We start from the raw sequence: 24,323 nt of genomic DNA on the forward strand, positions 1-24,323 counted from the left end.
TAACAAGAGAGAGTACAGCTATGTATCACCTTCGAGTACCGCAAACGGAAGAAGAATTAGACGCTTATTACCATTTCCGCTGGGAAATGCTGCGCAAGCCACTGCATCAACCAAAAGGGTCTGAACGCGACGCCTGGGACGCGATGGCGCACCACCAGATGGTGGTTGATGAAGAGGGCAACCTCGTTGCCGTGGGACGTCTGTATATCAATGCCGACAACGAAGCTTCAATCCGCTTTATGGCCGTTCACCCCTCCGTGCAGGACAAAGGCCTCGGAACGCTGATGGCAATGACGCTGGAATCCGTCGCCCGTCAGGAAGGGGTCAAGCGCGTCACCTGTAGCGCCCGCGAAGATGCCGTTGAGTTCTTTGCCAAGCTTGGTTTCGTGAATCAGGGGGAAATCACCGCCCCGCAAACTACGCCGATTCGTCACTTTTTGATGATCAAACCCATCGCCACGCTGGACGATATTCTCCATCGCGCCGACTGGTGCGGGCAGCTCCAGCAGGCGTGGTATCAGCACATTCCGCTCAGTGAAAAAATGGGTGTGCGTATTCAGCAGTACACCGGGCAAAAATTTATTACCACCATGCCGGAAACCGGCAACCAGAACCCGCACCATACCCTGTTTGCCGGCAGCCTGTTTTCACTCGCCACGCTCACCGGCTGGGGGCTGATCTGGCTGATGCTGCGCGAACGTCATCTCGGCGGCACCATTATTCTGGCCGATGCCCATATCCGCTACAGCGCACCGATCAGCGGCAAGCCGAGCGCGGTAGCTGACCTGGGCGCACTGGGCGGCGATCTCGACCGTCTGGCGCGTGGACGTAAAGCGCGCGTACAGATGCAGGTTGAGCTGTTCGGCGATGAAACGCCAGGCGCGGTGTTTGAAGGCACCTATATCGTTCTGCCTGCGAAGCCTTATGGCGCGTATGAAGAGGGCGGGAACGAGGAGGAGTAGTCTCCTTCTCACTCTCGCCCGGCATGGTTAATGCGCCAGGCAATATCTCGCATAACGTCTCGCGCTGACTGGCTAATTCCACCCAACTGGAAGAAGCCGTGAATTACACCCCGCCATCGTTGAGCGGTACACTTCACGCCTTGCTCCGTGAGGCGCTGATAAAGCGCCTCGCCTTCGTCGCGTAACGGATCATACTCAGCGGTAACAATATGGACCTTCGGCAGACCGCTAAAGTCGTTGCGCCACAGTGGGCTGACGTCAGGATGCTGACGGTCGGCTCCAGCCAGATACATTTCATAGCCGCTCAAAAGGGTATCGCGAGTAATCACGTAATCCATGCCATTGAGGGTATAGCTTTCAAAACTGGCCGTAGCGTCGAGCATGGGGTAGATAAGAATGAGCTGCGCGGGATCCCAGAGACCTTTGGCTTTAAGCCGCAATGACGTTACCAGCGCAAGATGACCTCCCGCGCTGTCTCCACAAAGTGTAATCCGGTTTTTATCCACGCCTAATAGTTCAGCATTTTGCCAGACAAGATCTGCCGCTCTCTCTGCATCGTCATGCGCAGCGGGGAAAGTATGCTCGGGTGCGAGTCTGTACTGAACCGCAATGACCCGACAGTTACCGTAAAACGCCAGTTGGCGAAGCTGATTATCATGGGTTTCAAACCCACCGCTGACAAAACAACCGCCATGATAGTAGAGGGCAGAAGGTAACATTTCAGGGGCATTGAAAGGCGAAAAGACCCGAAAGGTCATATTCTCAAGAACAAGCGTTTCAACCTGGATACGCTTTTCTGTTTCCCCGGCCAGCGCTGTGCTGGCGACATACCCGCTTCTCCGGTCATCAATACTCTGCTTTCGTGAGGAAGGTCGTCCTGCGGTAATAAACTCCTGTACCAGCTTATCAATACCCTTCTCCAGAGCCATGGTTACGTCCTTTTACTGTGTGTTTATACAGTTTATAGCCTGGTTTAGAGCAGATGAAAACAGAGAAATGTTGAGAGGTGCATATTGTGGAAAGCGGCTCGCAAAATCGATCATTCCCTAAAAAACGTCCTTTCACCCTAAATTGATAAAGAGTATTTTGCCTGAAAATTAACCAAAGATGATATACTAAGGTGATATATGAGCGTTTTAGCGGAACTTGATATGGGCAGAATACTTATCGATTTATCTGATGACGTGATTCAACGTTTGGATAATCTCAAGCAATTGCGAAATCAACCACGTGCTGAACTGCTTCGGGAAGCGATAGAACTGTATCTCGACCAGCAGAGTTCTTCTGTTATCCGAAATGCGCTTGGTCTGTGGGGAGACAGAAAAGAGGACGGGCTTGAGTATGAACGCAAGTTGCGTGAGGAGTGGTAATCATGGAGCACATGGCAGTGTTTGATACCAATATTCTCATTGATCTCTTCAACAACCGTGTTGAAGCTGCGGATGCGATTGAGCATACCGCGTCGCATCGTGCCATCAGCTTAATTACCTGGATGGAAGTAATGGTGGGCGCTCGCAGGCATGGTCATGAAGCGAAAACGGCAGCCGTTATGGGCGCTTTTGAAATTATTGATGTGTCTCGGGATATTGCGGAAAGAAGCGTTTTACTACGTGAGAAGCATGGAATGAAACTGCCTGATGCTATCATTCTGGCCACAGCGCAGAGCAGAAAATGTCCGTTGATTTCTCGCAACACGAAAGATTTTGCGGGTATTGACGAGGTCCTTACGCCTTACCAGCTGTAGGCCGGGCAAGCTCGCGCCGCCCGGCACTCTCACAGGAGATTACTCCCCTTCACCCGGGAACAGGAACGGGTTGATCGAGCTGCGGGCAAAGCCCTCCTGCTCCATCTTCGCATCCAGAATCAGCGAGGCGAGATCGTCGGCCACCGCTTCGACTTTCGGGTCTTTTTCCTGATACAGAATCTTCAGGTAGGTCCCGCAGTCGCCGCAGCTTTCGGCCTTCACCGCCGCGTCTTCATTTTCCAGCGACCAGTAGTTGAGATCGCGGGTCTGCTCGCAGTTGCTGCACTTCACGCGCACCACGTGCCACTCGGTTTCACACAGGTTGCAGTGCAGATAGCGCAGCCCCTGCGTCGTACCAATCTGTACCATGCTGGAGACCGGCATTGAACCACACACCGGGCAGAACTGGCGCGCTTCGCCGTATTCGGCGCGGGCTTTGCCTGGGATCAGGCTCGCCATTTGCGCCCAATAGAGCGACAGCGCAGCCCAGATGAACGGGGCTTTATCGCTGCTCACCAGCGAGAAGTCGGAGGCAAACAGCGCGCTCGCCATCTCTTCCAGCTCCTGATCGGAGGCTTTTTCCAGGTTCTCAATGACCGCCAGCGCCGTGCCGCTCATCTCGGGCTTCAGCTCGGCGATCAGGGAATGCAGCAGCTTATGCCAGTGCTTGTCGCGCGGCAGGACGTGAATATCCAGCGGCGGCTTGCCCTGCTCGTTGGCTTCTTTGATGCGTGCGGTCAGGTCCATTTGCAGCGGATGGTCGTACAGCACCACTTCCTGCGCATGGGCGACCAGCGCGGCAAAACGCAGAAAATCGCCCAGCGGGTTGTTCTCTGCCAGCTCGCGCAGACGCTCTGCGCGGCGGTTGTAGAGGTTCTTGAGTCTGGGGAATAACAACGGCGGAATATACTCCGCCGTACGTTTCTCGCTCGACCCCAGCTCATCTTGCGGGATTATGCGAATACTCATTCAGATGACTTTTCCTGTTTCTGGCGGACTTCACGGTACCAGCGCGGGTGATGTTTCTTCGCCCACGTTTTGGTGACCCAGCCTTCCACCATCGCGGTAATGGTGCCTTTCACCCAGAGGGCGGCGTAAATATGCACCATGATAACCACAATTAACGCTACTGCGGCAAATGAATGCAGCATTAGCGCAAATCGGATCACCGGGATTGAGAAAGCAGGCGCAAAGTACGGACGCCAGATGATCACGCCGCTCACCAGCAACAGGACCAGGAAGATAATCGCCGCCCAGAATACGCATTTCTGGCCGAAGTTATAACGCCCGGTATCACCCACTTCCTCGTTGACGACGATCTTACGAATATTCTTCGCCCAAAAGATATCATCCCGATTGATTAGGTTATGGTGCCAGTAACGGAAAAACATGATGATGAACGACGCGAACATGATGACGCCCACAAACGGGTGCAGTATACGCGCCAGCTGTGGTGTCCCCATGATCTGCATCAGCCAGTTGAAGGACGGGAAGAAGAACCCCAGCCCGCTTATCGCCGCCAGCATGAAGCAGAAGGCGGTGACCCAGTGGTTGATGCGTTCCGGCGCGGTGTAGCGCACGATGGTGTCACGTTTTCTCATTTGCGCACCTCGTCTTTCTCTTCATGCAGGTTGTCGTCTTCCTCTTCCGCGCGGTTCGGACCAACGCCGACGTAGTGAAAGATGCTCGCTGCGAAGGTGGCCGCAAAACCGACCGCGGCCAGTGGTTTCCAGATGCCTTTCCAGAACTTCACGGTGGCGCTGATTTCCGGGTTCTCCGGCAGGCCATGGTACAAATTCGGCTTGTCGGCGTGGTGCAGCACGTACATGACGTGCGTACCGCCAACCCCGGCCGGATCGTACAGGCCCGCGTTATCGTAACCACGGGTTTTCAGCTCGCCCACACGCTCTGCCGCCAGCGTTTTCATATCCTCTTTGGAGCCAAAATGGATAGCGCCGGTTGGACAGGTCTTCACGCACGCTGGCTCCTGGCCGACATTTACGCGGTCAACGCACAGCGTACATTTGTAGACGCGGTTGTCTTCCGGGTTCAGGCGCGGCACGTCGAACGGACAGCCCGCGATGCAGTAGCCGCAGCCGATGCACTGCTCGGACTGGAAGTCGACGATGCCGTTGGCATACTGAATGATAGCCCCTTCTGACGGACACGCCTTCAGGCAACCCGGATCCGCACAGTGCATACAGCCGTCTTTGCGGATAAGCCATTCCAGTTTGTCGTTCTGCTCCACTTCCGAGAAACGCATTACCGTCCAGGACTTGGCGGTCAGGTCCGCCGGGTTGTCGTACACCCCGACGTTGTGACCCACTTCGTCACGGATGTCGTTCCACTCTGAACAGGCCACCTGACAGGCTTTACAGCCGATACAGGTGGTCACGTCGATAAGCTTGGCCACTTCCTGCTGGTGGTCCCGCGCCTGAGGCGCGGGCGTGAAACCGTTAGTCGCGGAACGACGGATAATATCCTGAGATTGATAAGCCATAAGTCGTCTCCGTTACACCTTTTCCACGTTCACGAGGAAGGCCTTAAACTCCGGCGTCTGCGTGTTCGCATCACCGACGAACGGCGTCAGGGTGTTCGCAATGAATCCTTTCTTCGCCACGCCCTCATAGCCCCAGTGAATCGGGATGCCGATGGTATCCACCTGCTGACCGTGAACGTTCAGCGTGCGAATACGCTTGGTCACCACCGCCTTGGCTTTGATGTAGCCGCGGTTAGAGGAGACCTTCACGGTATCGCCATGGGCAATGCCGAGTTTGTTCGCCAGCTTCTCACCGATCTCCACAAACTGTTCCGGCTGCGCGATGGCATTCAGCAGCGCGTGCTTGGTCCAGTAGTGGAAGTGCTCGGTCAGACGGTAAGTGGTGCCGACATACGGGAACTTGTCCTTTTTACCCAGCGCTTCAAAGTCGCCCTTGAAGATACGGGCTGCCGGGTTAGAGACCACGTTCGGGTGCAGCGGGTTAGTACCCAGCGGCGTCTCAAACGGCTCGTAGTGTTCCGGGAACGGCCCTTCCGCCATCTTATCGATAGCAAACAGACGGCCCATCCCTTCAGGCTGCATGATAAACGGCCCGACATCGCTGCCTGGTGCGGCAGTGCTGTAATCCGGAATATCCACGCCGCCCCATTTCGCGCCGTCCCACTTCAGCAGCTGACGCTTCGGATCCCACGGGTTGCCCTGCGGGTCAGCAGAGGCGCGGTTATAGAGGATGCGGCGGTTAAGCGGCCACGCCCATGCCCAGCCCAGCGTATTGCCGAGGCCCGACGGGTCGGCGTTATCGCGGTTGGCCATCTGGTTGCCTTTCGGCGTCCAGCTACCGGCAAAGATCCAGCAGCCGCTGGAGGTCGTACCGTCATCGCGCAGGTGCGCAAAGGTGCTGAGCTGATCGCCTTTCTTCGCCAGCACCGCACCGGTCGCCGGGTCGATAACGTCCGCCAGCGCCTTACCGTTGCTCTCCATCGCCACTTCTTCCGGAGACGGATTCTCTGGCGTCGAGTAGTTCCAGGTCATGTTCAGCACCGGCTCAGGCGTTGCGCCGCCTTCAGACGCGTACATTTTACGCAGGCGTAAGAAGATACCGGCCAGGATCTCGCCGTCGTTCAAGGCGATGCCCGGGGCATCCGCGCCTTTCCAGTGCCACTGCAACCAGCGGCCGGAGTTGACGATAGACCCGTTCTCTTCCGCGAAGCAGGTTGACGGCAGACGGAACACTTCGGTCTGAATCTTCGACGGATCGACATCGTTCGACTCACCGTGGTTCTGCCAGAACGTCGACGTTTCGGTATTGAGCGGGTCAATCGTCACCAGGAACTTCAGCTTCGACAGAGATTCGACAACCTTGTTCTTGTTCGGGAACGACGCCACCGGGTTAAAGCCCTGGCAGATATAGCCGTTGACCTGGCCCTGGTGCATCATTTCGAAGTACTGAAGTACGTCGTAACCTTTGTCCCACTTCGGCAGCCAGTCAAAGCCCCAGCTGTTTTCCGCCGTCGCCTTGTCGCCGTAGAAGGCTTTCATCAGCGAGACGAAGAACTTCGGATAGTTGCCCCAGTAGTTCACCTGGCCTTCGAGCAGCGGTTTTGGCGTGCTGGCCGTCAGGTAGGTTTGCAGGTCGGTCTGTTTCTCGCTCGGCAGGTTCATGTAACCCGTCAGGCTCTGAGACAGCAGGCCGAGGTCGGTCAGACCCTGAATGTTGGAGTGACCGCGCAGGGCGTTCACGCCGCCGCCTGCCATCCCCATGTTGCCGAGGAGCAGCTGAACCATCGCCATGGTGCGGATGTTCTGCGCGCCGATGGAGTGCTGCGTCCAGCCGAGCGCATACAGGAACGACGCGGTTTTATCTTTCGCGCTGGTTTCCGCAATCAGCTCGCACACCTTCAGGAAGTCCGCCTTCGGCGTCCCACAGATGTTTTCGACAACCTCCGGCGTATAGCGGGAAACGTGCTCTTTCAGCAGGTTCCACACACAGCGCGGGTGTTGCAGGGTGGTGTCGCGCTTCGCAAAGCCGTTTTCGTCCAGCTCGTAGTTCCAGCTGGTTTTGTCGTATTTGCGTTTTTCGGCGTCATAACCGCTGAACAGGCCATCTTCGAAGTGGTAATCCTCACGCACGATCAGGCTGGCGTTGGTATAGGCTTCGGTGTACTCGCGGTTATATTTTTCGTTGGTCATCAGGTACAGCAATACGCCTGACAGGAAAGTGATGTCAGTACCTGAACGAATAGGGGTGTAGAAATCCGCCACTGACGCCGTACGCGTAAAGCGGGGATCGATCACAATCAGCTTCGCGCCGTTGTGGATTTTGGCTTCCATCGCCCAGCGGAACCCAACAGGGTGCGCTTCAGCGGCGTTACCGCCCATCACCACAATGAGGTTGGCGTTTTTGATGTCGACCCAGTGGTTGGTCATCGCACCGCGACCAAATGTTGGAGCAAGACTTGCTACCGTTGGTCCGTGTCAGACACGCGCCTGGTTGTCGACCGCGAGCATACCGAGTGCGCGCGTAAATTTCTGGGTTAAATAGCCGGTTTCGTTACTGGACGCAGAAGCACACAGCATGCCGGTGGAGAGCCAGCGGTTAACGGTGGTGCCTTCGGCATTCTTCGCGATAAAGTTGGCATCGCGGTCTTCTTTCATCAGCTTAGCGATGCGATCGAACGCTTCTTCCCAGCTGATTTGCTGCCATTTGTCAGAGCCGGGAGCGCGATACTCAGGAAACTTCAGGCGGCTTTCGGAGTGGATAAAATCTACCAGACCGGCCCCTTTCGGACACAGCGCACCACGGTTGACCGGGTGATCCGGATCGCCTTCGATGTGGAAAATGGATGCTTTGGCGTTTTTCGCACCGTCGCCGAGGCTATACATTAACAGCCCACAGCCGACGGAGCAGTACGTACAGGTGTTACGGGTTTCGCGGGTGCGCAGCAGTTTATACTGCCGTGTTTCCGCCAGCGCTACACCGGGTGCAAAGCCCAGTGCCGCCGCCGTGGTGCCTGCCATACCGCCAGCGCAGATCTTAAAGAACTGCCTTCTGCTGACCTGCATGGGTCACTCCTTGGTTCATTACGACATTGCTATGTAGTTTTACTCTGCGGTTGAGAATTAACCGCAAAGGAGAAAAATTTGCGTTAATCCCTCATTTCTCCGAGGGATAAGCCCAGAATACCACAATGTCGGTACGCCTGTTCCAACGGCGTTAAAACAAAGTGAACGTATTATCACGGCATTGATTATAAAATGTGATATCAATCACATTTTACCCCGTGCATGTTAAAGAGGTGTAGCAGGTGATCGGTTGCACCTCTCCGGATTGAGTAGGAGAATGGTTGCTGAAAAGTTGATCCATACTATGCGTAAGGCCTGCCGTTTGTGTTGCAATAGCAGGCTCACTTCCGTGGTTGTTCAGGAATACCGTTGTGTCTAAACAAAACCGTGCTGCCCACGCGTCGCCACTGCCTGCGGGCATTGTGGAACTGTCGGTGCACAGACCGCCTCACATTTCACATGCCACGCCGGATTTTCTGGCGGAAGAGGTCCCCGTTGCCCTGGTTTACAACGGGATTTCGCATGTGGTGATGATGGCCTCGCCGAAAGATCTGGAGCTGTTCGCCATAGGTTTTTCCCTCTCGGAAGGCATCATTGCGCATCCGCAGGAGATCTACGGCATGGATGTGGTTCAGGTCTGTAATGGTCTTGAAGTGCAAATCGAACTCTCCAGCCGTCGCTTTATGGGGCTGAAAGAGCGCCGCCGGGCGCTGGCCGGACGTACCGGCTGCGGCGTGTGCGGCGTTGAACAGCTTAATGATATCGGCAAACCCATTATCCCGCTGCCGTTCACCCAGACGTTCAATCTGACGCATCTTGACCGGGCGCTTGAGCACCTGAACGACGTGCAACCCATCGGTCAGCTCAGCGGCTGTACCCACGCGGCGGCATGGATATTGCCGTCAGGCAACATTGCCGGCGGTCATGAAGACGTGGGCCGCCACGTCGCGCTGGATAAGCTGCTAGGTCGCCGCGCTCGGGAAAGCAACGTCTGGCAGCAGGGCGCGGCGTTAGTCTCCAGCCGCGCCAGCTATGAGATGGTGCAAAAGTCCGCCATGTGCGGCGTGGAAATTCTGTTTGCGGTGTCAGCGGCAACCACGCTGGCGGTGGAGGTGGCGGAGCGCTGCAACCTGACGCTGGTGGGGTTCTGCAAGCCGGGAAGGGCGACAATTTACACCCATCCGCAGCGATTGATAATTGATCAGTAATTTTGAATGAGTATAGCAAATCCTTCCGCTTTTAGTTGTTCATGATGAGGTCTAATATTTATCTCATCAAGGCACGGCGCCTTATCTAAACAACTTAACGAAAGGGTTTATCTCATGAAAAGCATCAAAACTTTTGTCGCTGTAATTGCTCTGGCTACCTCTTTTGGTTCTTTCGCTGCGCAGACAGTGACCGCATCCGCCTCTACGCTGGATGGTGCAGAAGCTAAAATCGCTGCACAGGCTCAGGAAGCGGGCGCGTCATCCTACAAAATTACCCAGGCATTCACCGGTAACCGCGTACACATGACCGCTGAACTGAACAAATAATTCCGCTATACCGTCGAAAGAGCGCCCCTGGGGCGCTTTTTAGTTTATGCCCGCCAGACGCAGCAGAGCAGTCACCACCGCCGCCGCGACGATCACCACGATTAACGGCATTTTGCGCCAGGCCAGAAACACCGCGAACCCCACCCCCAGCACGCGCGCCATCCCGGCAAAATGGTCCCCTTCATAAAACGTGGTCGCCAGCGCGACGGAGAACAACAAAACGGTAGCCGCGTCTGAAAGCAGCGCCTGCGACCGTTCTGAAAGCGCCAGCCGGTTGCCAAGCTTCGCTCCGCCAAGACGCATCAGATAGGTTCCGGCAGAAAGAATGGCGATGCCGAGAATAAAGACCGTCATGTTTTCCATTATTTTTTCCTCGCGGCAAGGCCGAGCAAAGAGAGCAGCACCGGCAGACCCACCGGCGCAAACGGTACGGCGGCCAGCGACAACACTGCGCCGCTACAGGCGCGGATCAGCGTGGTACGGTTTTTAAATGCCGGCACCACTAACGCCAGCAGGATCGCCGGGAACACCGCGTCCAGCCCGATGGTTTCCGGGTCCGGCAGCAGCTTGCCGACCATCGCGCCCAGCACCGCCCCCAGCGGCCAGATGATTGCTACGCCCAGGCCGCACAGCCAGTAGGCCGCTTTACGCTGCTCGGCGGTTTTTTGCGACAGGCCGAACACCACGCTTTCATCGTTCATGATATGACAGCCCAGAAAGCTCAGGCCGCGCTTGCCCACCAGGTCACGCACCGTTACGCCGAACGGCACATGGCGCGCGTTAACCAGTAAACCGGCTGCGGCCGCTGCCAGCGGATTGCCGCCGCTCGCGACGATGCCGATAAACATAAACTCGGATGCGCCTGCCAGCACCGTGAGGGAGAGGACAAACGGCACCCACAGCGGGAAACCGTAGGCCATCGCCAGTGAGCCATAAGACATGCCGACCACGCCCACCGCGAGGCAGACCAGGACGATCGCTTTTATCGTGTCGCCTTTCAGGCAAGAGAGGTGATTCTTCATACCATTTTAGCCATATCGAACGTATTTCCATTATAATGAACGCATCAGAAGCGTTTTACAAGACGAACGATTCGTTCGTTATAGAGAGACAGAGGCCGTTATTATGACGCAGCCAATCAGCGTGATCGCCAAAAGCCTGGTACGAGAACGCCTGCGAACCGGGCTCTCACTGGCGGAAATTGCCCGCCGTGCCGGGATCGCCAAATCCACGCTTTCACAACTGGAATCTGGCAACGGCAATCCTAGCCTGGAAACGCTGTGGTCGCTTTGCGTGGCACTGGATATTCCGTTTGCCCGGTTACTGGAGCCGCAACAACCCGTCACGCAGGTGATCCGCCGCGGCGAGGGCACAAAAGTCGTCGCCGGGCAGGCGAACTACGAGGCGATTTTGCTCGCGGCGTGTCCGCCTGGCGCGCGTCGTGATATCTATCTGCTGCTGACTCAGCCGGGGGCAGACCGTATTTCCCAGCCCCATCCGCCTGGGTCGGTTGAGCATATTATCGTGACCCAGGGGCGGGCGATGGTCGGCCTGATCGACGCGGCGGAAGAGCTCGGCCCGGGAGATTACATTTGCTACCCCGCTGACCAGCCGCATATCTTTAAGGCGCTGGAGCCGGATACGCACGCGCTGCTGGTGGCGGAACAAAACTAACGAAGATACGGAAAATCATGTCGCTTAAAGCCATTGCCAAAGAACTGGGGCTGTCTGTTACCACCGTCAGCCGCGCCCTCAACGGGTATGACGACGTTTCTGCTGAGACGCGGGCCCGCGTGGAAGCGGAGGCCCAGCGCCGTGGCTACCGACCAAACACCTTTGCCCGCCGCCTGAAGATGGGAAAAATCGACGCCGTCGGGCTGGTGTTTCCGGTGCATCCTGTTCCGCTCAATAACAGCGTTTTTATGGACATGGTCGGCGAAATTAGCCACGAACTGGCGCGACATGAGATTGACCTGCTGCTCATCGCTGACGACGATCTGGCGGACAAACACAGCTATATGCGCATGGTGCAGAGCCGACGCGTGGATGCGCTGATAGTGGCGCATACGCTGGATCACGATCCGCGTCTTGAGCAGCTTCAGGCCGCCGGGTTCCCGTTCCTGGCGCTCGGCCGCAGCCAGCTCCCGCAGCCGTACGCGTGGTTCGATTTCGACAACTATGCCGGTACGTATCAGGCCACCCGCTGGCTGATCGAGAAAGGCCATCAGCGCATTGCGCTGCTGGGCGAAAGCAACAACCAGGCATTCATCACCCAGCGCCGCCAGGGTTATCTGGACGCGCTGCGGGAAGCCGGACTTTCCAGCGAATGGCTGCGCGCCATGCCCCCTTCGCGCCGCGTGGGGTATGCCACCACGCAAGAACTTCTCTCCCTGCCGCAGCCGCCCACGGCCATCATTACCGACTGCAACACCCACGGCGACGGCGCAGCGATGGCCCTGGCGCAGATGGGGCGCTTAACCGGTGAAAATGCCGTCTCGCTGGTGGTCTATGACGGTTTACCGCAGGACAGCATTGTCGATATCGACGTCGCGGCGGTGATCCAGTCTACCCGTCAGGGTGTCGGGAAACAGATTGCCGATATGGTGCGCCAGCTGATTAACGGCGACGACATCGACACCCTTCAGGTGCTCTGGCAGCCGGAATTTTCCCCAGGCCAGACGGCCTGATTACACCAAAAATTCAAAACCCGATCACAGATCCGAAACGTTTTGGTTTGTATCCGAAACGTTTCGGATCAACACTCAGGACATCCCGATGACAGGAGATGTCCGATGCAAGATGCCATTTTTCGACTTGAAAGCAATACGGTTGACGTGGTGCTAAAAACCCACCCGTTCGCCGAAATTCTCTACTGGGGGCCGCACCTTCAGCATTTTTCGCCGCAGGATGCGCTGAGTATTGCGCGCCCGGTTGCGAATGGCAGGCTGGACGTGGACTCCCCCGTCACGCTGATGGCAGAGCTGGGGCACGGCCTGTTTGGTTCGCCCGGCATTGAGGGGCATCGCCAGGGGCTGGACGGATCGCCTGTCTTCACCACCACAGGCGTACAACAGCAGGGGCAAACCCTGACGGTAACGGCAGAAGATAAACAGGCGGGCCTGCGCCTGACCAGTGAATTAACGCTGGATGCCAGCGGCGTACTGGTGGTGCGCCATGGCTTAACCAACCTGAAAACGCAGGCGTGGCAGGTGGATCGCTTTGCCGTGACGCTGCCGGTGGCCGAACGCGCGCAGGAGGTGATGGCCTTCCACGGACGCTGGATCAGGGAGTTTCAGCCGCACCGCGTGATGCTTGAACATGACAGCTTCGTGATTGAAAACCGCCGGGGTAAAACCTCCCATGAACATTTCCCGGCGCTGATTTCAGGTACGCCGTCATTCAGTGAAATGCACGGCCACGTCTGGGGCGTGCATCTGGGCTGGAGCGGCAACCACCGCCTGCGCGCGGAGGCGAAAACCGATGGCCGCCGCTATATGCAGGCCGAAGCGCTCTACCTGCCGGGTGAAAGGGCGATTGAAGAGGGGGAAACGCTCTGGACGCCGCGCCTGTATGCCAGCCACTCCCCGCACGGGCTGAATGGCATGAGCCAGCAGTTCCACCGCTACCTGCGCGATAACGTTATCCGCTTCCCGGAAGATAAACCGCGCCCGGTGCATCTCAACACCTGGGAGGGGATCTACTTCAACCACGATCCGGACTACATCATGCGCATGGCCGACGAGGCCGCCGCGCTGGGCGTGGAGCGCTTTATCATTGACGACGGCTGGTTCAAAGGCCGCAACGACGACCACGCCGCGCTGGGCGACTGGTATCTGGACGAGAAAAAATACCCGAACGGCCTTAAGCCGGTGATCGATCACGTTAAACAGCTCGGCATGGAGTTTGGTATCTGGGTTGAGCCGGAGATGATTAACCCGGATTCCGATCTGTATCGTGCGCACCCTGACTGGGTGCTGGCGCTGCCGGGCTACGCCCAGGCGACCGGGCGACACCAGCTGGTGCTCAATCTCAATATTGCGCAGGCCTTTGATTATCTGGTCGAGCGCATGAGCTGGCTGCTGGGCGAACACGCGGTCGACTATGTGAAGTGGGACATGAACCGCGAGCTGGTGCAGCCAGGGCACAAGGGCAAAGCCGCCGCCGATGCCCAGACGCGTCAGTTTTATCGCCTGCTGGACGTGCTGGGCGAGCGTTTCCAGCACATTGAATTTGAATCCTGCTCCTCCGGCGGCGGGCGAATCGATTATGAAGTGCTGACCCGCTGCCACCGCTTCTGGGCGTCCGACAACAACGACGCGCTGGAGCGCAACACTATCCAGCGCGGCATGAGCTACTTCTTCCCGCCGGAGGTGATGGGGGCGCATATCGGTCATCATAAATGTCACGCCACCTTCCGCCAGCACAGCATTCAGTTCCGCGGGCTGACGGCGCTGTTTGGTCACATGGGGCTGGAGCTGGATCCGCTCACCGTCGACGCGCAGGAGCGTGAAGGCTATCGCCATTACGCCGCGCTGTATAAGCGGTGGCGCGAGATCATTCATCGCGGCACCCAGTGGCGCGTGGATATGCCGGACGCCACCACCCTGGCGCAGGGTATAGTGAGCGAAGACAAGGCGCAGGGGCTGTTTTTGGTCAGCCAGCTCGCGATGCCGGACTACACCCTGATGATGCCGCTGCGCATGCCGGGGTTAGACGCCAGCGCGCAGTACCGCATCACGCTGCTCGATCACCCGAACATTCAGATTACGGGCGAGGGCGGGCACACCATGCGCAAGCTCCCGGCGTGGATGGACGCGCCGCAAACGGTAAGCGGTGAGTGGCTGATGCAAGCGGGTATTGCGCTGCCGATTCTGGATCCGGAAACCGCCATTCTGATTGGTGTGGAACGCGTGTAAGGGTGACGGGCCGGGCGACCGGCCCTCCGTTGAGGATAAAAATAATGAACACAACAACCTGTACCCACAAAGACAACCCTAACTTCTGGATCTTCGGGCTGTTCTTCTTTCTCTACTTCTTCATCATGGCCACCTGCTTTCCGTTCCTGCCGATCTGGCTGTCGGACATCATCGGCCTGAACAAAACCCATACCGGGATTGTTTTCTCCTGCATCTCGCTGTCGGCCATTGCCTTCCAGCCGGTGCTGGGGGTCATTTCCGACAAGCTGGGGCTGAAAAAACATCTGCTTTGGATCATCTCGGTGCTGCTGTTCCTGTTCGCGCCGTTCTTCCTGTACGTCTTCGCCCCGCTGCTGAAAACCAATATCTGGCTGGGCGCGCTGAGCGGTGGGATCTATATCGGCTTTGTCTTTTCAGCGGGTTCGGGGGCGATTGAGGCCTACATTGAGCGCGTGAGCCGCAACAGCTTTTTTGAGTACGGCAAGGCGCGTATGTTTGGCTGTCTCGGCTGGGGGCTCTGCGCCTCAACGGGCGGCATCCTGTTCGGCATCGATCCGTCGTATGTATTCTGGATGGGGTCGGGAGCGGCGCTGTTGCTGATGCTGCTGCTGGTGGTCGCGAAACCGAAGCCCAACCAGACGGCGCAGGTGATGAATGCCCTGGGTGCGAATCAGCCGCAGATCACCGCTAAAACCGTCTTTACCCTGTTCCGCCAGCGCAGAATGTGGATATTCATCCTGTACGTGATTGGCGTGGCCTGCGTGTATGACGTCTTCGACCAGCAGTTTGCCACCTTCTTCAAAACCTTCTTCGCCACGCCGCAGGAGGGGACCCGCGCCTTTGGTTTCGCCACCACGGCGGGGGAAATCTGTAACGCGATCATCATGTTCTGCTCGCCGTGGATCATTAACCGCATCGGCGCGAAAAACACGCTGCTGATTGCCGGGGTGATCATGGCGACGCGCATTATCGGCTCGTCGTTTGCCACCACTGCCGTGGAGGTGATTGCCCTGAAGATGCTGCACGCGCTGGAAGTCCCGTTCCTGCTGGTGGGGGCATTCAAGTACATCACCGGGGTGTTTGATACGCGCCTGTCGGCCACCATCTACCTGATTGGCTTCCAGTTTGCCAAACAGTCGGCGGCGATCTTCCTCTCCGCCTTTGCCGGAAATATGTATGACCGGGTCGGCTTCCAGGAGACGTATCTGATACTGGGCTGCTTCGTGCTGGCGATCACGGTGGTGTCGGCGTTTACGCTGAGTGGCAGGCGGGAGATTGCTGCAAGCCGGGGTGCGGTGGAGGTGAATTAAGGAAAAAGTTTAGATACCGTTTAAAACGACGAAACCCACCAGAGGTGGGTTTCATAAATCGCTTTGCCTAAGATGTACGCAACTAGAACCTATGAAAGGGGAAGTAGACAGTACAGGCTGTTGAGAGCAGATACTAAAGGCTGGGGGATCCTCAGTCAACCGTTTCTTCGCGCATATGGTATGCTTCGTCCCATTGTGATGGGAGTAAGAAAAATGCCGCAAGAGACTAATTATAAACCAATTATTTCATTGATCTCATCAATACGTCTGGACAGTTACCGTACGACTTTTCGCCCAGCTGATGAATGCGAATTATACGGGGTTTATATCTGGTCTCAGCATGCAGCAGCGTCTATTTATCCATTACTTCAGAACCTTGAGATTTCATTAAGAAATGCCGTTGATAAAGAGGCAAGGGCAAGATTTGGCGAAATGTGGTGGGAAAATATCCACACTTCAAAAGATCGGGATGAGTGTCATTTCTATAAAAACATCGAAAAGGCTAAAGATTGCCTTACCCGGGAATGGCGCAAAAAAGAGATGAGACGCAGACGAGGCGCTGGAGCGCATGCACAACCTGTTCCGGACTGGACTCACGATCGGATCGTTGCATCCACGGATTTTAGTACCTGGCATTATGTATTAAATAATGAGTTTAGTGCCCCTGCACCGCGAGAAAACCAGCAGTATTTATGGCCTAAGTCTTTGAGTAAGGTCTTTAAAAATTACGCTAAAATCAGCGCCAATCCGCAAAAAGTCAGAAAGGAGTTGATCGATCTCATCTTCGAACTGAGAGAGTATCGAAACCGTATTTCCCATCACGAACCTATCTGGGTTAAAGCGCCGAATGTGAATGATGCAAGAACGGCCATCGATACGATTAGAATCAAGATAAATAAAATTGAGCTTGTCCTTGAAGCCCTTGATCTCAACCTGCTGAACGTGATGAAAAAGGTTGGGCTGTTTGAAAATGCCAGACGCGTTTGTTCAGTGGAAGAGCTTGATATTTATCGCTATATCAAACCGTATTGCGCGCTATCGCCCGAGCAGATTTCAGTCATTGAACCGCCCTGTCGTGCTGCAAAAGAGAGAAACGAAACCATCATATGGGAGCATGATAGAGTCGTTTATGGTCTGCGGACCTTGCGCTAAAAGCAGGTGACGCTTGTGTTGCATCACCTGCTTTGCCTTTACGCCAGGTAAAACACCTCTTTCAGCGCCGCACTCACCGGGCTGTTATCCGGGTTCGACGGCATAACGTCACCCATATATTTCCACCAGCGCTGGCAGACATCGGTGTTTGCCACCGCGTTCCAGCGCTCTTCCGATTCAATCTCCACCGTCGCAAACAGCAGGTTGCGGGCTTTGTCGAGGTAAATGGCGTAGTGGTGCGCGCCATGGGCTTTCAGTACCGCCTCCAGTTCAGGCCAGATCGGGTTGTGGCGGCGCGCATACTCCTCGTGCGCGTCCGGGTTTACCTGCATCACAAACGCTTTGCGGATCATAATGCCTCCAGGTACAGTTCGCGGACCTCGTCACGGCTCGCGGTGCGCGGGTTGCACGGCGCGCACGGGTCGGCGAGCGCTTTATCCAGCCAGCCTTCAATATCCGCTTTGGTGACGCCAAGCTGGCTGAAGCCGGACGGAATGCCGACCCGGGCGCTCAGGTCGCGAATCGCCTGAATGGCTGACATGCTGGCCGCTTCATCGCTCAGGCCGCGCGTGTCAACGCCCATCGCCTGCGCCACGCGGGCAAATCGGGCAACCGCGTTCGGGCGGTTAAAGTTTTCGATGATCGGCAGCAGAATGGCGTTGCACACGCCGTGCGGCAGGTTGTGCGTCGCGCCCGGCTGGTGCGCCAGAGCGTGTACCAGCCCCAGACCGGCGCTGTTAAACGCCATGCCCGCCAGATACTGACCAAAAGCCATCTGCTCGCGCGCTTCCAGGTTGTGACCGTCGTCGACCGCTTTCGGCAGCCAGAGGTTGATCAGGCGAATCGCCTCCAGCGCGTTGGCATCGGTCAGCGGGTGCGCGCCGACGGACACGTAGGCTTCAATGGCGTGGGTCAAGGCATCCATGCCGGTTGCGGCGGTCACGGAGGCCGGAATATCGAGCATCACGCTGGCATCGTCCACGGCGATATCCGGGATGATGTTCGGGTCGATAATCACCTCTTTCACCTGTCGCGCGGCGTCAATGATCACCGCGTTGCTGGTCATCTCCGCCGCCGTGCCTGCGGTGGTGTTGATCGCCACCAGCGGCACGCCCGCGTTTTTCACCTTGCCGACGCCGGAGTAATCGGTTGACGGACCTGGGTTGGCGGTGAGGATTTTGATTGCCTTGGCGGTATCAATCGGGCTGCCGCCGCCAAAGGCAATCAGGTAATCACACTCCGCATCCTGATATGCCGCATAGCCTTTTTGCACCAGCGCTTCCGTCGGATTCGGGAATACCTCATCGAACAGGTGATACGACATCTGATGGGCGTCGAGCGCGGAAAACAGGCTGTCGAGCAGGACCAGCTTCACCAGCTGGCCGTCGGTGACAATCAGCGCTTTTCCCCACTGTTTGTTTGCCACCAGATTGACCATATCGCCGATCGCGCCCGCGCCGTGCAGGCTGATTTTTGGAAGCGCCAACATAAAGCTCATGATAATTCTCCTTAATTGCTGTGATTTTTATGCCCGGCGGCGCTGCGCTTGCGCGGGCCTACGGTTAAGCAGGCCGGGTAAACGCATTGCCACCCGGCTATGAGATCCGTCTTCGCTGCATAATCCGGCGGGTAATAATCGGCAGCGAAATCACCACGATCAGCATCGCGCCGATAATCACTGACATCACAATGCCGGGCACGTTGAGCAGGCTCAGGCCGAAGGTCACCAGCCCCATCAGGAAGGCGGCGATAATCACGCCCACCATGCTGCCGGACCCGCCGAGAATATTGACGCCGCCGAGCACCGCCATCGTCACCACCGCCAGCTCCCATCCCATCGCGATGGTCGGGCGGGTGCTGCCCAGACGCGAGGTGAGCAGCACCGACGCCAGGCCGGACATCAGCCCCACCAGCGCAAACAGGATCAGGTTGTGGCGCTTCACGTTGATGCCGGAGTACCACGCGCCGGTCGGGTTGTTGCCGATGGCGTAGGTGCGGCGGCCAAAGTTGGTGCGGTGCAGCACAAAGGCAAACAGAGCGGCCAGCACGATAAACAGCGCGAACTCAAACGACAGCGCGCCCCAGACGTAGCCCTGGCCGAACCAGGCGAAGCTCTCCGGATAGCTGTTCAGCGCCTGGTCCCCGAGCAGGATGTAGGTGATCCCGCGGTACAGGCTCATTGTGCCGATGGTGATGACGATGGACGACAGGTTAAAGCGCGTCACCAGAATGCCGTTGAACAGCCCGCACAGCAGCCCGACGCCTAATCCCACGCAGACCAGCAGCGGCGTATCGACGCCCGCCGCCGCGCAAAAGCCCATCACCGTGGAGCTGAGTGCGATGGTGGAGGCCACCGACAGGTCAATTTCCCGGGCGATAATCAGCATCGCCATCGGCAACACGATGATCGCCTTTTCGGTGAAGTTGAACGTCGCGTCGGAGAGGTTCCAGATATTGAGGAAGTAGGGCGAGGCGAGCGCGTTCACCACAAACACCGCCAGCGTCACCGCCAGCAGGAAGCCCTCCCAGCACAGCAGGCGCTGGAAGATGCCCGTCGCAGAAGTGGGTTTAAACTCTTCAGATGTCATCATTTTGCTCATGATTTCACCGCCAGTTTCTGACGTGCCAACGCCGCGTCGCGCAGGATCAGCCTGCCTTTGCGCTTGTTGCCGCGCTCGTTCAGCAGCACAGCGATGACAATGACCGTGCCGGAAATCGCCATCTGCCAGAACGGGGAGACGCCGATCACCGGCAGGGCGTTGTTGATGACGCCAAGGAACAGCGCCCCGAACAGACAGCCGAGCACGCGGCCGGTGCCGCCCATGGTGCTGATCCCGCCAATCACGCAGGCGGCCACCACCTGCAATTCAAAACCGTTCGCGACGTCAACATACGCAACGGCAAAGCGCGAGATCCACAGGTAGCCGCAGAACCCGGCCAGCAGACCGGAAAGGCAGAAGCTGATGAACTGCATTTTCCCGGCGTTGATCCCGGTGTAGTACGCTGCCGTGGCGTTCCCGCCTGCGGTGTAGAGCGCCCGTCCGGTGCGGCTGTAGCGCAGGAAGTAGCCCACCAGCAGCAGTATGGCGATGGCGCACCAGCTCAGCACCGGCAAGCCCAGCACTGACGCACGCGGCAGGCCGAGGAAGTCTGCACCCATCTGGTTGGCGTTCACCCAGCCGCCGCCGGAGAGCAAAAAGATCATTCCGCGGTAGATGCTCATGGTGCCGAGCGTGACCACAATCGCCGGAATGCCCAGCTTCCACACCAGCAGGCCGTTAATCGCGCCCATCAGCAGCCCAAGCGCGCTGGCGAGGATCAGCAGCGCCCAGACGGGCACGTCCGGGTAATGGAAGTTAATCAGGGCGACAATCATCCCGGTCAGGGCCAGATTAGCCGCCATCGACAGGTCGATGCCTTTAGTGAGCAGCACCATCATCTGCCCGAGCGCGAGGACGATCAGAATGGCGGTGTCGTTAAACATCTCCACCAGGTTGCCCGGCGCGATAAACGATGGCACGCGGCTGCCAATGGCGACGACCATCAGCACAATCACCGCGCCAAGCAGAGCTTCGCGATGTTTTAAGAGTGAGCTAATCATTTATGCCGCCTCCTGTTTTGCACCGCTGGCGGCGCTGACGATGGTTTCCGCCGTCGCGTCTCCCGCCTGGTATTCGGCCACCATCAGCCCCTCGTGCATGACGATAATGCGATCCGCCATGCCCATCACTTCCGGCAGTTCGGACGAGACCATAATCACCGCCAGCCCCTGACTGACCAGCTCGGACATAAACTGATGCACGGCTGCCTTTGAGCCGATATCGATGCCTTTTGTCGGCTCATCGAGGATGATCACGTCAGGGTGCGTCGCCAGCCATTTGCCGATCACGACTTTTTGCTGGTTGCCGCCAGAGAGGGTCTCCACCGCCTGCTTCCAGCTGAAGGCTTTCACTTGCAGGCGTTTGGCGTACTCGTCCGCCAGCTTCCATTCGCGGTCGTCATGCAGCACGCCGTTCGGATTGAGCCTGCTGAGCTGAGGCAGGCTGATGTTCTGGGCAATCGGCAGGGCGATAATCGCCCCCTGTTTCTGCCTTTCTTCCGGCACACAGACGATACCGGCTTTGATCGCATCCGCAGGCTGGCGGAAGCGCCGGGGCTGTCCGTTGAGGATAATTTCCCCCGACGATGGCCGCGTGACGCCGGAAAGCGCCTGCATCAGCTCGGTACGCCCGGCACCCACCAGCCCGTAAAAGCCGAGGATCTCCCCTTTACGCAGGGAGAACGAGATATGCGCAAACTCGGTCGGATGGCAGAGGTTTTTCACCTCCAGCACCGTCTCGCCTTTTTCGCAGTCGATTTTCGGGAAGGTTTGGGTAATGGCGCGCCCGACCATCATCGACACCATCCGCTCCTCGGTGATCTCATTTATTGCCCCTGCACCGACGAACACGCCGTCGCGCAAAATGGTGTAGTGATCGGCCAGCTCAAAAATCTCGTCGAACTTGTGGGAGATAAACAGGATGGCTTTTCCCTCCTGCTTTAAGCGTTCCACAATCTGGTAAAACTCGAGGATTTCATGCTGTGACAGCGCCGCCGTCGGTTCATCGAGGATCACCACCTGCGCCTCAAACGACAGCGCGCGGGCAATTGCCACCATGTGACGCTGGGCGATGCTCAGGGTTTTCAGCGTTGCGCGCGGGTCGATTTGCACCTCAAGGCGGGCGAGAATAGCCTGCGCCCGGCGGTGCATTTCCGGCCAGTCGAGCTTTTTCAGGAAGCCTTTGTGAAGGTACTGACCGACAAAGATATTTTCGGTGACCGAGAGTTCATCGAACAGGACGGTTTCCTGGTGAATGGCGGTGATGCCCATTTTATGCGCCGACTCCGGCGTCGGAAGGTGAACGGGGATCGCCTTGTAGAGAATTTCGCCCTCGTCGGGCTGGTATATGCCGGTCATCACTTTGACCAGCGTCGACTTGCCCGCGCCGTTTTCGCCGATAAGCGCCGTCACTTTGCCGGGCCACAGCGCAAGCTGCACGTTCTCAAGAGCACGCACGCCGGGGAACACCTTGGTGATGCCAGAAAGCTGTAGCAATGGGGTCATGATAGTTCTCCTGGACAGGGGAATTTGTAGGGCGGGTAAGCGGCAGCGCCACCCGCCTTTTGCCGGATGGCGCTACGCTTATTCGGCCTACAAATCGCATCAAAAGATTTTCGAGAACTTATCAATATTGCTGGCATCGTAAACGAACGGCTCGGCCATCGCGCCGTTGCCGTCGGCATCCAGCTTCACTTTGCCCAGTCTGCCCATGCTGGCCTCGCCTTTCGTGGCCGTGCCTTTCACCAGGTCATCCGCCAGGTAGGTTGCGGCATAGCCGAGGTCAATCGGGTTCCAGATGGCAAAACTCTTGCTTGCGCCAGACTTCACCGCGCCCGCCATCTCAGACGGCAGGCCTAACCCGGTGACGTACACTTTGCCAATCTTGCCCTGGTCCTTCACCGCCTGCGCGGCAGCGACAATGCCCACGGACGACGGTGAAACGATCACTTTCAAATCAGGGTAGGTTTTCAGAAGGCCGACCGCCTCGCGGTAGCTTTTATCAGAGAGATCGTCACCGTAGGCCACGGTCACCAGATTGACGGACGGGTACTTCGGCAGCACCTTTTTCATCTCCGCAATCCAGGTGTTCTGGTTGGTGGAGGTTGGCGTGGCGCTCAGCACCGCCACATCGCCTTTCTCCACGTTCAGCGCTTTCAGGGCATCGGCGGCGAGCTTGACGTTGGTTTCGCCAATCAGGGCGTTATTGGACGGGTTGAGGTGGATCTGACGCCCGGCTTTCGCCACCCCGGAATCCCACGACACTACCTTGATGCCGCGCTGCATCGCTTTTTTCAGCACCGGCACGACGGCGTCCGGATCGTTCGCGGAAATTGCGATCGCATCCACCCCCTGGGCGATCAACCCGTTCAGCACCTCGATCTGCGCTTCCGCCGTGGTGGTGGTCGGGCCGGTATAAATCACTTTTACATCGCCTAACTCTTTGGCCGCCTCCTGCGCGCCGACGTTCGCTGCCTCGAAGAATCCATTCCCTAAGGACTTCGCCACCAGGGCGATTTTCACTTCTGCTAAAGCGGAACCGGACAACGCCAGAGCGGCAACGGTGAGGATCAAGCTTGCTTTTATTTTCATTGCTTTTACTCCACTGACTTGAGTTAGTTGTAGGGATTGCAGGTGGTTTTCGCCCCGTCTCGGTGAGCGGGGCGCGATGTTGTTATTGGTACAGATCTAACGCCGACTGCATGGGGGTGACGCCAAAGCGTTTACCCAGGGCGATCAGTTCTTCCCGGGTGATGGTCTGCTTCATGCCGCCCATGGAATAGACCTTTACCAGCACTTCCGCGGATTTCTCGGCGGTGTCGATCAGGCCGAAGGTTTCATCCAGCGTCGGGCCGCTGCCAAAGACGCCGTGGAACGGCCACAGCACCAGTGAGTGCTTCTGCATGTCCGTCGCGGTCGCCTGGCCGATTTCGTCGGTGCCCGGCACCATCCACGGCAGAATGCCGACGCCGTCCGGGAACACCACCAGACACTCGGTGCTGCCTTCCCACAGTTTGCGGGTGAAGAAATCAGAATTATTTTCCAGCACGTAGGTCAGGGCGATCAGGTTGGTGGCGTGGCAGTGCATGATCACGCGGTCCTTGCCATTGGTCGCCTTGATGCGCTCGCAGTGGGAGAGGAAGTGCGCTGGCAGTTCGGAGGTGGGCACCGCCTCATCCGTCAGCCCCCACAGAATGTGGTAGCCCGCGCCGTCGCTATCCACTTTCACCACGCCGAGGTTGGCCTGCGGGTCGAGCTGGACGTTGCGGAAGAACTTCCCGGAGCCGGTGACGATAAACGGCGTGTTGGCGAGCAGCGGCATCGGCTGGCTCAGGGCGATATAGCGCGGCTTCTGGTGGAAATCGGCGGCAAATGGCTCGATATCCGCGTCGTCCAGGCGTAGCGTCAGGTTGCCGCCGTTGCGCTCGTCCCAGCCCTTCAGCCAGGCGTCGGAGGTGGCTTTGATCATGCCCTGGACGAACCAGGAGGTGGTGATGGTCTGCATACTGTGTTTCCTTTGAAAATGCCGGGTGGCGCGTTGCT

Annotated in this window: 24 protein-coding genes; 10 read left to right on the forward strand and 14 right to left on the reverse strand. The window is 57.5% G+C overall.

Annotation, left to right across the window (positions count from 1 at the left end):
* Window positions 1-20: 20 nt before the first annotated feature.
* The gene (fabY, locus tag ACOTW6_RS18750) at window positions 21-962 is read left to right on the forward strand and encodes a fatty acid biosynthesis protein FabY (RefSeq protein ID WP_015569910.1); all 942 of its coding nucleotides are present in this window, start codon (window positions 21-23) and stop codon (window positions 960-962) included.
* Window positions 963-970: 8 nt separating this feature from the next.
* Here fabY and ACOTW6_RS18755 read toward each other — a convergent pair whose 3' ends face one another.
* Window positions 971-1,891, reverse strand: a complete 921-nt coding sequence (locus ACOTW6_RS18755; protein WP_213789396.1) for an alpha/beta hydrolase — start codon at window positions 1,889-1,891, stop codon at window positions 971-973.
* A 198-nt stretch (window positions 1,892-2,089) separates the two neighbouring features.
* Here ACOTW6_RS18755 and ACOTW6_RS18760 point away from each other — a divergent pair, with 198 nt between their 5' ends.
* Together ACOTW6_RS18760 and ACOTW6_RS18765 are read left to right on the forward strand one after the other, a co-directional pair.
* Complete coding sequence (locus ACOTW6_RS18760; protein WP_015569912.1) at window positions 2,090-2,332, forward strand: ribbon-helix-helix domain-containing protein; 243 nt, start codon at window positions 2,090-2,092, stop codon at window positions 2,330-2,332.
* Between the two features lie 2 nt (window positions 2,333-2,334).
* Complete coding sequence (locus ACOTW6_RS18765) at window positions 2,335-2,706, forward strand: type II toxin-antitoxin system VapC family toxin (RefSeq protein ID WP_080336832.1); 372 nt, start codon at window positions 2,335-2,337, stop codon at window positions 2,704-2,706.
* A gap of 39 nt (window positions 2,707-2,745) precedes the next feature.
* On the opposite strand, the gene fdhE is transcribed toward ACOTW6_RS18765, so the two are convergent.
* Genes fdhE through fdnG form a run of 4 tightly spaced genes read right to left on the reverse strand, consistent with a single transcriptional unit; the run spans window position 2,746 to window position 8,269 of the window.
* Window positions 2,746-3,675, reverse strand: coding sequence for a formate dehydrogenase accessory protein FdhE (gene fdhE, locus ACOTW6_RS18770; RefSeq protein ID WP_022652077.1), 930 nt, complete (start codon window positions 3,673-3,675; stop codon window positions 2,746-2,748).
* The gene (gene fdoI, locus ACOTW6_RS18775; RefSeq protein ID WP_003861958.1) at window positions 3,672-4,307 is read right to left on the reverse strand and encodes a formate dehydrogenase cytochrome b556 subunit; all 636 of its coding nucleotides are present in this window, start codon (window positions 4,305-4,307) and stop codon (window positions 3,672-3,674) included. Before fdoI ends, fdhE begins: the two co-directional genes overlap by 4 nt.
* Window positions 4,304-5,206 (reverse strand): formate dehydrogenase subunit beta, encoded by a 903-nt coding sequence (gene fdxH / locus ACOTW6_RS18780; RefSeq protein WP_014072386.1) that lies wholly within the window; start codon window positions 5,204-5,206, stop codon window positions 4,304-4,306. Before fdxH ends, fdoI begins: the two co-directional genes overlap by 4 nt.
* A 12-nt stretch (window positions 5,207-5,218) precedes the next feature.
* The gene (gene fdnG / locus ACOTW6_RS18785; protein WP_111976126.1) at window positions 5,219-8,269 is read right to left on the reverse strand and encodes a formate dehydrogenase-N subunit alpha; all 3,051 of its coding nucleotides are present in this window, start codon (window positions 8,267-8,269) and stop codon (window positions 5,219-5,221) included.
* Window positions 8,270-8,640: 371 nt separating this feature from the next.
* On the opposite strand from fdnG, the gene fdhD reads away from it, so the two are divergent.
* Both fdhD and ACOTW6_RS18795 read left to right on the forward strand, forming a co-directional pair.
* Window positions 8,641-9,477 (forward strand): formate dehydrogenase accessory sulfurtransferase FdhD, encoded by an 837-nt coding sequence (fdhD, locus tag ACOTW6_RS18790; RefSeq protein ID WP_213789395.1) that lies wholly within the window; start codon window positions 8,641-8,643, stop codon window positions 9,475-9,477.
* Between the two features lie 114 nt (window positions 9,478-9,591).
* Complete coding sequence (locus ACOTW6_RS18795) at window positions 9,592-9,804, forward strand: DUF1471 domain-containing protein (RefSeq protein ID WP_003861966.1); 213 nt, start codon at window positions 9,592-9,594, stop codon at window positions 9,802-9,804.
* A gap of 39 nt (window positions 9,805-9,843) precedes the next feature.
* Here the strand turns inward: ACOTW6_RS18795 and ACOTW6_RS18800 are convergent, their stop codons facing one another.
* Window positions 9,844-10,167 (reverse strand): AzlD domain-containing protein, encoded by a 324-nt coding sequence (locus ACOTW6_RS18800; protein WP_003861969.1) that lies wholly within the window; start codon window positions 10,165-10,167, stop codon window positions 9,844-9,846.
* Complete coding sequence (locus ACOTW6_RS18805) at window positions 10,167-10,826, reverse strand: AzlC family ABC transporter permease (RefSeq protein ID WP_003861971.1); 660 nt, start codon at window positions 10,824-10,826, stop codon at window positions 10,167-10,169. Before ACOTW6_RS18805 ends, ACOTW6_RS18800 begins: the two co-directional genes overlap by 1 nt.
* Before the next feature lie 103 nt (window positions 10,827-10,929).
* Between ACOTW6_RS18805 and ACOTW6_RS18810 the strand changes: the two genes are divergently transcribed.
* From ACOTW6_RS18810 to ACOTW6_RS18830, 5 genes are all read left to right on the forward strand, one after another.
* Complete coding sequence (locus ACOTW6_RS18810) at window positions 10,930-11,478, forward strand: helix-turn-helix domain-containing protein (RefSeq protein ID WP_003861973.1); 549 nt, start codon at window positions 10,930-10,932, stop codon at window positions 11,476-11,478.
* Window positions 11,479-11,495: 17 nt separating this feature from the next.
* Window positions 11,496-12,491, forward strand: coding sequence for a LacI family DNA-binding transcriptional regulator (locus tag ACOTW6_RS18815; protein ID WP_003861974.1), 996 nt, complete (start codon window positions 11,496-11,498; stop codon window positions 12,489-12,491).
* A gap of 105 nt (window positions 12,492-12,596) precedes the next feature.
* A complete protein-coding gene (locus tag ACOTW6_RS18820) occupies window positions 12,597-14,720 on the forward strand; it encodes an alpha-galactosidase (protein ID WP_213789394.1) in 2,124 nt (707 codons plus the stop codon).
* A 44-nt stretch (window positions 14,721-14,764) separates the two neighbouring features.
* On the forward strand, window positions 14,765-16,030 hold the full coding sequence (locus ACOTW6_RS18825) for an MFS transporter (protein WP_213789393.1): 1,266 nt from the start codon (window positions 14,765-14,767) through the stop codon (window positions 16,028-16,030).
* A gap of 180 nt (window positions 16,031-16,210) precedes the next feature.
* Window positions 16,211-17,182: an Abi family protein gene (locus tag ACOTW6_RS18830; RefSeq protein ID WP_163324152.1), complete on the forward strand. Its 972-nt coding sequence runs from the start codon at window positions 16,211-16,213 to the stop codon at window positions 17,180-17,182.
* Window positions 17,183-17,220: 38 nt separating this feature from the next.
* On the opposite strand, the gene rhaM is transcribed toward ACOTW6_RS18830, so the two are convergent.
* The 7 genes from rhaM to rhaD form a co-directional block, all read right to left on the reverse strand.
* Window positions 17,221-17,535 (reverse strand): L-rhamnose mutarotase, encoded by a 315-nt coding sequence (gene rhaM, locus ACOTW6_RS18835; protein WP_121479424.1) that lies wholly within the window; start codon window positions 17,533-17,535, stop codon window positions 17,221-17,223.
* The gene (fucO, locus tag ACOTW6_RS18840) at window positions 17,532-18,680 is read right to left on the reverse strand and encodes a lactaldehyde reductase (RefSeq protein WP_213789392.1); all 1,149 of its coding nucleotides are present in this window, start codon (window positions 18,678-18,680) and stop codon (window positions 17,532-17,534) included. The genes rhaM and fucO overlap by 4 nt, the downstream gene beginning before the upstream one ends.
* Window positions 18,681-18,777: 97 nt before the next feature.
* On the reverse strand, window positions 18,778-19,782 hold the full coding sequence (locus ACOTW6_RS18845) for an ABC transporter permease (protein WP_047051658.1): 1,005 nt from the start codon (window positions 19,780-19,782) through the stop codon (window positions 18,778-18,780).
* Complete coding sequence (locus ACOTW6_RS18850) at window positions 19,779-20,783, reverse strand: ABC transporter permease (RefSeq protein WP_121479422.1); 1,005 nt, start codon at window positions 20,781-20,783, stop codon at window positions 19,779-19,781. The genes ACOTW6_RS18845 and ACOTW6_RS18850 overlap by 4 nt, the downstream gene beginning before the upstream one ends.
* Window positions 20,784-22,286: a sugar ABC transporter ATP-binding protein gene (locus tag ACOTW6_RS18855; protein ID WP_032649877.1), complete on the reverse strand. Its 1,503-nt coding sequence runs from the start codon at window positions 22,284-22,286 to the stop codon at window positions 20,784-20,786.
* Window positions 22,287-22,385: 99 nt separating this feature from the next.
* A complete protein-coding gene (rhaS, locus tag ACOTW6_RS18860; RefSeq protein WP_063865444.1) occupies window positions 22,386-23,372 on the reverse strand; it encodes a rhamnose ABC transporter substrate-binding protein in 987 nt (328 codons plus the stop codon).
* A gap of 82 nt (window positions 23,373-23,454) precedes the next feature.
* Entirely contained in the window at window positions 23,455-24,285 is an 831-nt protein-coding gene (gene rhaD / locus ACOTW6_RS18865; RefSeq protein ID WP_015569930.1) for a rhamnulose-1-phosphate aldolase, read from the reverse strand.
* Between the last annotated feature and the right edge of the window lie 38 nt (window positions 24,286-24,323).

Source organism: Enterobacter cloacae complex sp. IR5403 (assembly GCF_049238705.1).
Classification (GTDB): Bacteria; Pseudomonadota; Gammaproteobacteria; order Enterobacterales; family Enterobacteriaceae; genus Enterobacter; species Enterobacter hormaechei_C.